This window comes from Streptomyces sp. NPDC003379 (assembly GCF_053589195.1).
Genome location: NZ_JBSFRK010000043.1, coordinates 38,002 through 50,353 on the forward strand (window position 1 = coordinate 38,002; position 12,352 = coordinate 50,353).

Here is a 12,352-nt window from a genome sequence, read left to right on the forward strand (position 1 = left end):
AAATCGTTCGGTTCACTGACCTCTGTTCATATACCTGACTCCCGCCAGGGGGCGCTACCGCATCAACTCCCCCGCGTTCACCAGCAAGGACTGCCCCGTGATGGCCCGGGCCCGCTCCGACGCCAGAAAGACCACCGCGTCGGCCACATCCCCGTCCGTGGCCAGATCGGGCAGGGCCATGCGCGAGGCGAGCCGCTCCCGGACCTCCGCCTCCGGCACCCCTTCCGCATCCGCCGTGAACCGGACATACGCCTCCACCGGCGGCCCCCACATCCACCCCGGCAGCACCGTATTGACCCGGATGCGATGTGGCCCCAGCTCCCGAGCGAGGGAGTACATGGCGGAGGTCAGCGCCCCCTTCGACGCCGCATACGCGGTCTGCCGCACCTGCGAGGGCGCCGCCACCGCCGACTGCGTTCCGATGAAGACCACCGAACCGCCCCGCCGCTCCTTCAGCGCGGGCAGACACGCCCGCGTCATCCTCAGGGTGCCGAGCAGATTGACGTCGACGACCCCGCGCCAGGTCTCGAAGTCCGCGTCCTCCAGGCCGCCGAAGCAGCTGTCCCGGGCGGCGACATGGACGACCGCGTCGATCCCGCCGAACCGCTCGCACGCGAGTCCGGCGAGGGCCCGGCACTGGGCCTCGTCGGTGATGTCCGTGACGCGATGGGCGGTGCGCGCGCCCCCGGGATCGATCTCGGCGGCCGACTTGGCGAGGTTCGCCTCCGTGCGCGCGCCGAGCACGGCGTTGCCGCCGTCCCGTACGACGGCCGCCGCGACCCGGTGGCCGAGCCCCGTGCCGACACCCGAGACGACAACGGTCTTTCCCGCGAGCGGTGACGACGACGGCATGGAGCGCCTCCCGGCTCTGGCAGTTTTACTGACGGGGCGTCAGAGTATGGGCGTCCACCGGAGGACGGAAGAGGGAGGCAGGGGAGAGGCATGGAAGAGGACACCCGCAGTGACGTGTACGCCGAGCTGGCCGCCGTAGGGCCCTACGGAGTGCACCCGGGGCACGCCCTGATCACCATGGTCGAGCCGCACCCGGGGCACGAGTTCGCGTACAACCGCTGGTACGAGGACGACCACTACTACGCGGGCGCGATGGCCATGCCCTGGATGTACGCGGGCCGCCGCTGGGTCGCCCCACGCGAACTCCAGCTCCTGCGCTACCCCGACAAGTCCGCCGTCGCCGAGCCGGTCACCGCGGGGTGCTACCTCTCCACGTACTGGGTGACGGACGGCCGCTACGACGACCACATGAAGTGGACCGTCGGCATCAACAAGCGGCTGAACCGCGACGGCCGCGTCCATCAGGAACGCACCCACGTCTTCACCGCCTTCCAGGACCACGAGGCGAGCGTCTACCGGGACGGCGCGGCGGGCCCACGCGACTTCCACGCGCTCGACCACCCGTACAAGGGATTGGTCCTTGAGGTCATCGACGCGGAAGCGCCCGAGCGGAGAGGCGAGTTGCTGGAGTGGCTGCGGGCCCGGCAGCTGCCGCGGGCGCTCGCCGGGTCGCCGGCCGCGATGGTGACGGTCTTCCGGCCGACCCCGCTGCCCGGCGACCGGATGACGTACGTGAAGCAGGTCGAGGGCGTGGACACCCGGCTGACGCTGCTGTGGTTCCTCCAGGAGGATCCGCGGGAGTGCTGGGAGGCCCACTTCACCGGGCGGGACGCGGCCGTGGCCGCATCGGGCCTCGGGCACGTGGAGCTGGTCGCGCCCTTCATCCCGACGGTGCCGGGAACGGACCTGTACGTCGATCAGCTGCGCTGATCCAAGGCCGAGCCCCCTCGGCCGGGACGGCGGGCCAGTCGAGAGGGCTCATACGGTGGTGCTTATGCGGTTGTGGTGCTGCGGTTGACCTTGTGGGCCGGGGTCTCCGGCCGGTTCGCTGTCGCGTCGTCACGCGAGATCGGCAGCCCCCCGGCTCACCTCGGTGACGAACGCGTTCCAGGAGTCGGCGGGGAAGGCGAGGACCGGGCCCTCGATGACCTTGGAGTCCCGCACCGAGATGCCCGCCGTCATCGGGGACTTGACCTCGACACAGGCTCCGTTCCCGGTGGAGTACGAGGACTTGACCCACGTATGCGAGACACCCTGCTGAATTGCCATGTTTCCTCCGGTTGCCCAGTTGTTGAGTTGCTGTCCCGCGTGATCGCGGTGTGCGCCAACACTGCTGCTCGATGGCGTGAACGACGCTACTCGCCAACATCGGCACGTGAAGGGGCCGTTCACTCGACCGGATGGCATATTCCAGGGGGGTCTTCCGTCCCGACGAGGGAAGGGTGTACCGTGCGGCCTTTTTCCGGGAGGGGGCGGTTCCGCGGCCCCTCGGTCAGCGGGCGTACCCCTTCGCGATCTCCGTGATGAGCTGCCGCGACTGCTCCACGTTCAGCGCCTGGGCCCGCAGATGCTCGTACATGACGCTGTACTGCTGGACGTCGTTGGCCTTCTCCAGGTACAGGTCGCTCGTGACGCCCTCGATGTAGACCACGCTGGAGTCGGCGGCGTCGGGGAACTCCAGGATCGCGTACTGACCATTGAGGCCCGGGTGCGCGCCCAGCTCGAAGGGGATCACCTGGACCGTCACATGCGGCAGCCGGGACTGCTCCACGAGGTGCTCAAGCTGCTCGCGCATCAGATGCCGGGAGCCGACCACGCGGCGCAGCGCGGACTCGTCCAGAACGGTCCACAGGCGCAGCGGATTCTCCGGCGCCGCGATGCGGTCCTGGCGGCGCATGCGCACCTGGACGCGCTTCTCGATGTCGGTCGTCGTGGTCTCCGGGAGCGCGCCGGTGATCAGCGCCTCGGCGTAGGCGCGGGTCTGCAGGAGGCCGGGGACGACCTGCGGGTCGTACACGCGCAGGGACGCGGCGTCCGTCTCCAGACCGATGTACACGCTGTACGGGATGTCGCCGAAGGAGTGCCACCAGCCCTGCTGGCGCGAGTCCTTGGCCATTTGCATGAGGGAGTCGACGACGCGGTGGTCCTCGACCTCGTAGACACCGCACAGGTCGCGCACGTCGCGCTGGCTGATGGAGCGGCGGCCGTTCTCGAGGCGGCTGATCTTCGACTGCGAGACGAGCAGGCGCTCCGCGACCTCCTCGGCCGTCATGCCCTTGAGCTCACGGAGCCGACGGAGCTCCTGGCCCAACCGGCGTCGCCTGACGGTGGGATTGACATTGGACGCCACGGGACGTGCACCTCCGGCTTGCCTGCCTCGATTTGCGTATCTACTGCTCAGCAGAGTGCCACCAACGTGTGTGGCACCGCTGGGAAACAGCGGATGTGCGAACGTGCGGGCGGACGTATGCGGGTGCGAGCCGTCCTCGCGGCGCCAGAGGGTGTGCGGCCGCGCGGGGCGGCGGTTCCGGGTGTCGTCGTCCGGACGGTCCGGTACCGCTCCCCGCGCGGCCCAGCGGCTCCCGGACCGGGTCTGGGGGGACTGCGGTGCGGCGCTGGTGCGGCGGTTCGGTGATGCGGTGGTGCTGAGCGGTTACGTGTGTACTGCCGAGCGGATGGTGCTGTGCTGCTGGTGCCTGTGCTGCTGGCGCCTGTACGGATGGCGCCTGTACGGATGGTGCCTGTACTGATGGTGCTGTGCCGTGCTCAGTGGGCCACGGCGCGTGCCATGGATCCGCGGCGCGGCTGCATCGGGATCCGGTCCGGATCCATCACCGCCCTGGCCGGCTGCCGGCCGCCAGGACCCGCGGGGCCCGTGGGACCCGCCGGTGCCGCGCTGCGGCGCGGCTGAGCGGCCACGCCGTTCTGGACGTCCATCACGGCGTGTGCCACGAGGCCGCCCATGGGGTCGTGCCTGATGAGGTCCCGGAGCCGGGAGCGCGATGAACGCCCCTCGTTCCCGGGGTACAGATGCTTGCCGAGACCGACCGCGTGGGCCAGCGCGGCGAGCGCCGCGGTCCGCGGGTCCGGCGGTACGCCGGTGCGGATCGCCGAATCGAGCCGGGACCTGATGTCCCGGCTGATGGCCGTCTCCGTCGCTTGGTAGCGAGTCGTCGGCAGCACTCCGCACATCTGGCCCGATACGGCATGCACCATGCCGCACCGCTCCAGGTGCGCGAGGTAGATCTGGCGCAGCCCCAGTCGGGGCCCGCCGATCCAGTGGACCGCCCGAACCGGGCTGCCGCGCCTGCGCAGCAGCTCCAGTGCGGAGTCCAGAGTCGGATCTCCGGTCGGCCGTGGCATCACCACGGCGATACGATCCCCGTCTGGGGCTATCCGTCCGGCCAGCGCCAGCTCCACTAGCTGTGCTCCGGCCAGACCGAGGTCGAGCGACTGCGGCTGCGCTGTGGTACCCGTGGCCGGGTCCAAAGCGAGCAGCAGAAGCTCCTCCGGAATTGTTCTGCGGCTCCTGCCCATCCATGCCTCCCCGCGTGGATGAGTGACAGGGTGACCCCTCTCACATTGGTCTGTCGAGAGCGCGTGGGCGGGATGTACGGGAACCAGTAGGTATGTCGTTCTCGTCTACCACGGGGGTTAAGCCCTCACACAGGACACTGGTACACGGTTCGGACAGTGGGGTCCGACCGGATTCGGCATACGGCATGGCGTACGAGGAGGCATCGGTGGCGGGCGAGACCCCCGACAGGTCGAAGCAGCGGAAGTCGTCGGGGAACCCGACTGCGGAGGACCCTTCTGTGCCGGCACCGGAGGAACGGGACCCGCGGCTCGCGGTCGCCCGTGAGATCCCCGCCGCACGGGAGGCCGCCGCCGGCGGTCCGACTCCGGACACCCCCGGCACCACCCCGGCCGGCGACGCGCGGCTCCGGGACGCGGTGGCGGCGTGGGTCGCCACGTCGGACGACGACGCCCCGGCGGCCAAGACGCCCGCCGAGAGCGGCGCCGGGACCGGCAGTGACGGTCCTGCGGAAACCGGGAAGACCACCCCCGCGGAGAACGCGGTTCCGGCGAGCGCGGTTTCCGCCGGGCCCGAGCCCGGGCCCGGCGCCGAGCCCGGCGCTGGGGCCCAGCCTGACGCCGAGCCCGAGCCCGAGTCCGGCGCTGAGAACCAGCCTGACGCCGAGCCCGGCGCCGAGTCCGGCGCCGAGTCCGGCGCCGAGTCCGGCGCCGAGCCCGGCGCCGAGTTCGGCGTTGGGGTCCAGGCCCAGGCCGGCGCCGAGGCTCAGGCCGAGGCGGGCGCTGAGCCCAAATCTGGCGCCCAGGCCCAGGTCGGCGGGGCTGAGCCCGAGCCCGAGCCCGAGCCCGAGCCCGGTGCCGGGCCCGAGGCCCAGGCTCCGGTCCGAGCCGACGCCGAGGCCCAGGCTGACGCCGAGCCTGCGTCCGAGTCCGAGACCCGCGCTGGGTCCGGCGTTGGGGTCCAGGCCCAGGCCGGCGCCGAGGCTCAGGCCGAGGCGGGCGCTGAGCCCAAGCCTGGCGCCGGGGCCCAGGTCGGCGGGCCCGAGGCCCAGGCCCAGGCTCCGGTCCGAGCCGACGCCGAGGCCCAGGCTGGCGCCGAGCCCGCGTCCGAGTCCGAGACCCGCGCTGAGTCCGGCGTTGGGGTCCAAGCCCAGGCTGCCGCCAAGGCCAAGCCCGAGACGGGTGCCGAGCCCGAGGCCCAGGTCCAGGCCCAAGCCGGCGCCGAGTCCGGCGTCCGGCGCGGCGCTGGAGCCCAGGCCCAGGCCGGCGGCCAGGCCGACGCCGAGCCCGAGCCCTGGCCCGAGTCCGACGCCAACGCCAAGAGTCCCCGTGCCGACAAGGGCGACGCCGCCCCGGCCGGCAAGGGCTCCAAGGCCACGCCCTCCGAGGGCGCCGCGCCCCGTTCCAGCGACGCCACCCCGACCGGCAAGGGCGCCAAGGCCGCGTCCCCCGAGGGCATCGCGCCCCGCTCCGGCGGGGCTGCCCCGGCCGGTGAGGGCGCCAAGCCCGCGTCCCCCGAGGGCACCGCGCCCCGTTCCGGCGGCGCCGCCGCGGTCGGCGTGGGCGCCAAGGCCACGCCCTCCGAGGGCTCCGGCCCCGGCGAGGGCGCCGACCCCCGTTCCGGCGGTGCCACCCCGACCGGCAAGGGCACCAAGGCCACGACCCCCGAGGGCACCGCGCCCCGCTCCGGCGGCGTCGAGTTCAGCGGTGTGGATCAAGCCACCGCCGTGTTCAAGGCTCCGACGGTCAAGCCCGCGGTGGATCAGCCGACCACCATGCTCAAGCTCGGCGGCGAGGCACCCGCCAAGGAGTCCGCGAAGGAGTCCGCAAAGGAGTCCGCAAAGGGCAGCGCAAAGGGCGCCGCGAAGCCCGCGGGGGACGTTGAGCGGGACGCCGAGCGGACCAGTAAGTTCGTCGCGCTGAAGCCGCTCGACGGGCCGCCCGCGCCGCCGCAGGTGGGGAACAGGGCCGAGCCCAAGGCCGCTCCCGGCGAGGTCAGTGGCCCCAAGGCGCCCCCGCCCGCGGAACGTACGACACAGCAGCCCCTGCCCCCCAAGCCCCCGCTCGACCTGCTCGCCGAGCTGACCAACACGCCGCCGCCGCCCGAGACCCCGGTCCGCACGGCCGTGCGCAGGTTCAAGATCTGGACGCCGCTGGTGCTGCTCCTGATCGTCGCCTTTGCGGTCGTACAGGCTGTCCGGCCGCTGCCGCCCGCCACGCTCACCCTCACCGCCGCGCAGTCCGTGTCGTTCGAGGGGGACAAGCCGTCCATGCCGTGGCCGGCCCAGGGGCAGGCCGCGATGGACGTCAACGGCATCGGCTCGTTCGGCACGTCCGGCGACCAGAAGCCCGTGCCGATCGCCAGCATCGCCAAGGTCATGACCGTTTATCTGATCCTGCGCGACCATCCGCTGGAGAAGGGCCAGGACGGCCCGAAGATCCCCGTCGACGCCGCCGCGCAGAAGCACTACGAGACGGGCAAGGCGGAGCAGGAGTCCGTCGTCAAGGTCACCGAGGGCCAGAAGATCTCCGAGTACGAGGCGCTGCAAGCCGTCATGCTGCCGTCCGCGAACAACGTCGCGAAGCTGCTCGCCCGCTGGGACACCAAGAGCCACTCCGAGGACGAGTTCGTCGCGAAGATGAACAAGACCGCCAAGGAGCTGGGGATGAAGAACACCCACTACACGGACCCCAGCGGCCTCGACAAGACGACCGTCTCCACCGCCGAGGACCTCGTGAAGCTCGGCCGCGCCGCGATGGAGAACCCGGTCTTCAACGAGATCTCCCGCCAGCCCAGCTACAAGGACCTCAACGGCGACAAGCAGAACAACTTCTTCGGCCTCGTCCCGACCGTCGCCATCGGCATCAAGACCGGCACGACCACGGCCGCGGGCGGCAACATCCTCTTCGCCGCGGAGAAGAAGGTCGGCGGCGAGACGCAGACGATCATCGGCGCCGCCCTCGGCCAGTTCGGCAAGGACGGCGTCGCCAACATCGACGAGGTCACCGGCGTGACCCGCAAGCTCATCGAGGCCGGGCAGGACGCGCTCACCGCCAAGACCATCGTGAAGAAGGGCGCTGTCGTCGGCCAGGTCGACGACGGCCTGGGCGGCACGACCCCGGTCGTCGCCACGAAGGACGTCTCCGCGGTGGGCTGGGCCGGCCTGACCGTGAGGCTGCGCCTGGAGGAGCGGAAGGGCGAGCCCGTCCCGCACACGGCGAAGGCCGGCACCAAGGTGGGTGTGCTGAGCGTCGGTGACGGCAAGGGCGACGCCGTGGAGGTGCCCGTGGCCCTCCAGAAGGACCTCGCCGAGCCTGGCCTCGGCGCCAAGCTCCAGCGCGTCGGCTGACCGAGCCGCAGCGACCCGAGCAGCGCTCCCCGCGGGGGGAGGCCCACCCCGGGCCTCCCCCCGCGGGTGCGTGCTAGCGTCACAAGCTCGGGGGGCAGTACGCCGGGGCCGAGTGCGGGGTGTTCCGGGACGGACCCCCGTCGGCTCGACCCGGGGCATACAGGGACGACACGGGGAGAGCCTCCAGTGGCCACAGCGGAGCCGACGCGCGCCGACGACGAAGCCGAGCCGGACAGCAGCGAGGGCGAGAGCCCGGGCACCGGCCCGCGAATACCGCTGCCCTCCGGGCCGCAGGCCCGCGAGGACACCCTCGTCACCCGGCTGACGCGGCGCCTCCAGCGCCACCCGGTGACCACCGCGACGGCCGTCGCCGCCGTGCTGCACATCGTCTGGTTCTTCACGTTCGCCAACAGCGGCGGCGACCTCGCGGCGCAGGACGCCTGGGCGGAGTTCGTCGGCCGGCACCCGGATTCGGCGTACAACCTCGCCTGGTACGGCGGTATGCACCCGGTGTCGTACAGCGTCGTCTCGCCGTATCTGATGTCGGTGCTCGGCGTGCGGACGACGATGATGATCGCGGGCACGCTCTCGGCCACGCTGCTCACCATGATCCTGGTCCGCAGCCGGGCGGTGAAGCAGCCCCTGTGGCCCGCCCTCGCGGGCGTCTTCGCCCTGTTCTGCAACGCCGTGTCGGGCCGCGTCACCTACGGCCTCGGACAGATGTTCGCGCTCATGGCGGTCGCCGCCGTGTTCTGCTGGCCGTACCGCTGGCGCTACAAGCGGTGGGCGAAGGCCCTGGTCGCCGCGCCGTTCGCCGCGCTCGCCACGATGGGCAGCCCGGTGGCCGGTCTCTTCGTCGGGCTCGTCGCCGTCGCGCTCTTCCTCAGCAAGCGGTACCCGGGCGCGTACGCGCTGGGGCTCGCGCCCGCCGTGGTCGTCGGGCTCTCCGCCTGGCTCTTCCCCTTCTCCGGCACCCAGCCGATGTCCTTCGGGTCGGCGTCGCTGCCGCTGCTCTTCGCGGTGCTCGTCTACTTCCTCGTGCCGCAGGAGTGGAAGACCGTACGGATCACGACGGCCGTGTACGCGGTGTTCGTGCTCGGCGTCTGGCTGATCAGTTCGCAGATCGGTTCCAACATCACCCGTCTCGCGATGTCCTTCGCGGGCGTCGTGCTGCTCGCCGCCCTGCCGTTCACCGTGCCGAAGTCCCGCAAGTGGTACGCGCTCGTGCTGGCCCTCGCCGGGTTCACCGGGTGGGTCGGGTTCAAGGCCGGCGACGACGTGGTGCACACCAGGCCGGTCGCGTCCTGGACGCGTGCGGTCGCGCCGCTGATCGAGGAGTTGCAGGACGTGGGCGCCGCCAAGGGCCGCGTCGAGGTGGTGCCCGCCCGCAGCCACCGCGAGGCGTCCGCGTTCGCCCCGTACGTCCAGCTCGCCCGCGGCTGGAACCGGCAGGCGGACATGGAACGCAACCCCATCTTCTACGACGACACCCTCAACTCCGCGAACTACCACGAGTGGCTCCAGCGCTGGTCCGTGCATTACGTCGTGCTGCCCGAGGGCGAGCCCGACGGCGACGGGGGCAAGCGCGAGGCGCAGCTCATCGGGAAGGGCCTGCCCTATCTGAAGCAGGTGTGGGTCGACTCCAACTGGCGGCTGTACGAGGTCCTCGACCCGAAGCCGCTCGCCGAGCCGCACGCCGTCGTGGAGCGCGCCGAGCCGGGCGAGATGACGCTCCGCGTGAAGGAGCCGGGCCGTGTCCTGATCCGCATCCCGTACTCGCCGTGGCTGAGCGTCGTCGACGCAGAGGGCAAGGGCGTGGAGCGGCCCGAGGAGACCGAGGAGTCGCAGCGGCGGCGCGAGTCGGACGACGGACTCCCCAAGGAGTACGCCAACGTCCACGGCTGTCTGCGGGAGGCCCCGGAGGACCACAACGGCGACAAGTGGGTCGAGCTGATCGCCCCGAAGGCCGGCACCTACCGGCTCGGCTCGCCCTACCAGCTGCCGCGCGGCACGCCCTGCCCGGAGGGGCTGGCGCGCTGAGGCCCGGCGTCAGCCGCCCGGCGCCGCGCAGATCCCGGAGGCGGGCAGACGGCCGGGCCCGGTCTCCGATACGGCTTCCTCGCGGACCGCGTCGAGCTGTCCGAGGAGCTCGTCGAGCCGTCTGCCCGTCGGGTTCCTGAAGTACTGCAGGACCGCCCGGTGGAACGCGTCGCGCAGCCCCGGCGGCATCACGTCCGAGGCGTCGAAGCAGAGGGTGCGCGCCTTCTCGGTGAGGATGCCGGCGATGCGCCGCCCCGTCGGGTCGGTCGGCTGGGGGTCGGTGGCGTCCGGGAACAGCGGCCGCAGCTCGTCCTTCGCCTCGGAGCGCCACAGCGTGCGGGCCGTCCTGCCCGACAGGCGCTCGACGAGGGTGCGGGCCGCCGGGTTGTCGCTGAACACGGCGGCCATGTCGCCCGCCACCTCGTACGCGCCGTCGTACGCGGACCGGCCGCGCAGAAAGCCCGCCGACGGGTCGGCGCGCACCGGGTCGTCCGCGTACACGTACCGGATGAAGGCGCTCTGGTGCTCATGCGTGCAGCGCGGCGTCAGCGAGTCGAGCAGGCCGCGCGGGCTCCCGCCGCCCTTGGTCGCCGGGTCGGGAGTGCCCACGTACGACATGGTCAGGGACTGGTCGATCGACGCCTTGGAACGGTCGCCGAGGAGGTCGGCCCAGGTCGTCCACGCCTCGCGGACCCGCCGGTCGCGCCAGCTGAGCCGTCCGGTGGCCCACTCCGTGTAGACGTCCGGGCCCGCTTGGTGGAGCAGGATGTCCTCGACCCAGTCGGTGCCCGGCCAGCCGGATGTGGCCTGCGAGGCGAGGCCCACGCACCACTTCGGGGCGGCGGCCGACTGCCCCTCCTTGCTCCACACCAGGCTCTTCAGGTCGACCTTGAGCGGCACCCAGTAGGTGCGGCGCGTGCCGTCGACGACGAGCGGCGGCGCCCACGGCGGGTAGGCGCGGGCGGCGGCCGTGGCGGTGAGCGGCTTGAGGCGGTTGGCGCGGGCGTACTCGGTCAGCTCGCCGAGGCTGTTGAGGATCGCCACGTCGGGCGGGTCGTCCGCCTCCAGCTGCGCGACGAGCGTCTCGCGCAGGGAACGGGTCCCCTGGTAGGTGTACGTCTGTCCCGTGCCGTCGTCGAGTTCGTTCAGCATCGCCTCGAACGCCTCGCCCTCGTCGCCCGTCCAGGGCCCGAGGACGACGAGCGTCTCCTCCGGCCGGTCCGTGCAGGCACCGGCGGTGACGGCGAGCAGGCAGGCCGCAAGGAAGACGCGCAGGACGCGCAGGACAGGCGGGACGGCGGGGGCCGGGCTCATGTGGCGGCTCCGGAGCGGGAGATGAGGACGTACTCGCGGCGGTAGGCGTGCAGCGCGGTGTAGACGAGGCCCGCGTCGAGCAGGCCCACCGGTCCCACCCAGGGCGCGGCGCCGTCGAGCGAGGAGAGGCGGCCCTCGGCGAGGTCGCGGTCGGCGCGGGCGTCCAGGGAGGCGATCAGGCGGGGGTGCGGGCGGCCGAAGGGCCGCGAGTCGACGGTGGACTCGATCGCCGGTGACGTCGCGCGGGACAGCTCGCCCGCCGTGGCCGCGACCCGCTGCTGCGCGCGGTGGGCGAGCACCGCGTCGGCCGTCAGGAACGGCAGGGCGAGCAGCGGCAGCGCGGCCACGAGCAGGGGGACGCTGACGCGCAGATGGAAGCGGTGGTGGAGGAAGACCTGGGTACGCCACAGCCCGGCGGTGAGGAGCGTGAGGGCGGTCGCGGCGACGACGGCCGCGGCGATCACGCCGCCCCCGGGGGCCGCCCGGCCCGCGAGCCGGCCGCGCAGGCTCTCCTCCAGCGCGGAGATGCGGTCCACGACGGCGGTCGCGTCGGAGCCGGTGCGGGGTTCGCACGGCGGATAGCCGCCGGGGCCCGCCTTGCGCGGGGGCACGGCAGGCGTGCAGAGCATGCTGCGGGCGTACGAGAGTCCGGCGTCCCGCAGCGCCGGGTCGCCGACGTTGTTCTGCGCGTAGGCGATCCAGGTGCCGTAGTCGACGACGAGACCGGAGACCACGTCGAGCTCCTGGCGCTCGGCGGTGGTCAGGGCGCCGCTGCGGGCCACTTGGTTGAGGCTCTGCGCGGCCCGTTTCGTACGCGTGAGGTAACGGTTGCCGATCCCGGAGAGCCGCACCGACTCCCCGGCACCGAGGCTCTTCTCCGCCTCGCGGTCGGCGATGCGCAGGGACATCTCCGCGTCGGCCAGATCACCGAGCGCGGGCAGGTAACTCCCGCGCAGCGCCGCGGAGTCCGCGCGGATCTCCGCGTACGCCCACCCGAACGCGACGGACGCGACGACGGCGAGCAGCGGCAGGGCGATCATCCGCTCACGCAGGTAGGCACGGTTGCGCGGCCGCTCGGCCAGCGGGGCGGCCCACAGGTGACGTCGCAGGCGACGCAGCACGTCGGCGACGACGAGACGGGCGGTGCGCCAGGAGGGGGTCATCGGGGGCTGCCAGGGGGGATGGTCGTGTTCGACTGGATGCGGCTCGCCACTGCGTGGTTGCGGGACCGCTCGACGAGGCCGGCGGTGCGCCGGGAACGG

The 12,352-nt window shown here is 72.4% G+C and carries 9 protein-coding genes; 3 read left to right on the forward strand and 6 right to left on the reverse strand.

Annotated features, from left to right (window positions below; translation table 11 throughout):
• Positions 1-54: 54 nt before the first annotated feature.
• Positions 55-852, reverse strand: a complete 798-nt coding sequence (locus ACWDVB_RS31895) for an SDR family oxidoreductase (RefSeq protein ID WP_451518416.1) — start codon at positions 850-852, stop codon at positions 55-57.
• 90 nt (positions 853-942) lie between these two features.
• Between ACWDVB_RS31895 and ACWDVB_RS31900 the strand changes: the two genes are divergently transcribed.
• Positions 943-1,782 carry a hypothetical protein gene (locus ACWDVB_RS31900; protein WP_451518417.1) on the forward strand — a complete coding sequence of 280 codons (840 nt, stop codon included), beginning with the start codon at positions 943-945 and terminating at the stop codon, positions 1,780-1,782.
• Between the two features lie 129 nt (positions 1,783-1,911).
• Here ACWDVB_RS31900 and ACWDVB_RS31905 read toward each other — a convergent pair whose 3' ends face one another.
• From ACWDVB_RS31905 to ACWDVB_RS31915, 3 genes are all read right to left on the reverse strand, one after another.
• Positions 1,912-2,121 carry a DUF397 domain-containing protein gene (locus ACWDVB_RS31905; RefSeq protein WP_451518418.1) on the reverse strand — a complete coding sequence of 70 codons (210 nt, stop codon included), beginning with the start codon at positions 2,119-2,121 and terminating at the stop codon, positions 1,912-1,914.
• Between the two features lie 223 nt (positions 2,122-2,344).
• Positions 2,345-3,202 (reverse strand): helix-turn-helix domain-containing protein, encoded by an 858-nt coding sequence (locus ACWDVB_RS31910; RefSeq protein ID WP_451518419.1) that lies wholly within the window; start codon positions 3,200-3,202, stop codon positions 2,345-2,347.
• A gap of 416 nt (positions 3,203-3,618) precedes the next feature.
• Complete coding sequence (locus ACWDVB_RS31915) at positions 3,619-4,389, reverse strand: GOLPH3/VPS74 family protein (RefSeq protein WP_451518420.1); 771 nt, start codon at positions 4,387-4,389, stop codon at positions 3,619-3,621.
• A gap of 278 nt (positions 4,390-4,667) precedes the next feature.
• Between ACWDVB_RS31915 and ACWDVB_RS31920 the strand changes: the two genes are divergently transcribed.
• On the forward strand, positions 4,668-7,736 hold the full coding sequence (locus ACWDVB_RS31920) for a D-alanyl-D-alanine carboxypeptidase (protein ID WP_451518421.1): 3,069 nt from the start codon (positions 4,668-4,670) through the stop codon (positions 7,734-7,736).
• Positions 7,737-7,922: 186 nt separating this feature from the next.
• Positions 7,923-9,776 carry an MFS transporter gene (locus ACWDVB_RS31925; protein ID WP_451518422.1) on the forward strand — a complete coding sequence of 618 codons (1,854 nt, stop codon included), beginning with the start codon at positions 7,923-7,925 and terminating at the stop codon, positions 9,774-9,776.
• A gap of 9 nt (positions 9,777-9,785) precedes the next feature.
• On the opposite strand, the gene ACWDVB_RS31930 is transcribed toward ACWDVB_RS31925, so the two are convergent.
• On the reverse strand, positions 9,786-11,090 hold the full coding sequence (locus tag ACWDVB_RS31930; RefSeq protein WP_451518423.1) for an extracellular solute-binding protein: 1,305 nt from the start codon (positions 11,088-11,090) through the stop codon (positions 9,786-9,788).
• On the reverse strand, positions 11,087-12,253 hold the full coding sequence (locus ACWDVB_RS31935; RefSeq protein WP_451518424.1) for a hypothetical protein: 1,167 nt from the start codon (positions 12,251-12,253) through the stop codon (positions 11,087-11,089). Before ACWDVB_RS31935 ends, ACWDVB_RS31930 begins: the two co-directional genes overlap by 4 nt.
• Positions 12,254-12,352: the final 99 nt, after the last annotated feature.

Excerpts from the sequence above, each read along its gene's own strand:
- ACWDVB_RS31935 (WP_451518424.1), bottom strand. The coding sequence starts at position 12,253 with ATGACCCCCTCCTGGCGCACCGCCCGTCTCGTCGTCGCCGACGTGCTG.
- ACWDVB_RS31905 (WP_451518418.1), bottom strand. The coding sequence starts at position 2,121 with ATGGCAATTCAGCAGGGTGTCTCGCATACGTGGGTCAAGTCCTCGTAC.
- ACWDVB_RS31915 (WP_451518420.1), bottom strand. The coding sequence starts at position 4,389 with ATGGGCAGGAGCCGCAGAACAATTCCGGAGGAGCTTCTGCTGCTCGCT.
- ACWDVB_RS31900 (WP_451518417.1), top strand. The coding sequence starts at position 943 with ATGGAAGAGGACACCCGCAGTGACGTGTACGCCGAGCTGGCCGCCGTA.
- ACWDVB_RS31930 (WP_451518423.1), bottom strand. The coding sequence starts at position 11,090 with ATGAGCCCGGCCCCCGCCGTCCCGCCTGTCCTGCGCGTCCTGCGCGTC.
- ACWDVB_RS31895 (WP_451518416.1), bottom strand. The coding sequence starts at position 852 with ATGCCGTCGTCGTCACCGCTCGCGGGAAAGACCGTTGTCGTCTCGGGT.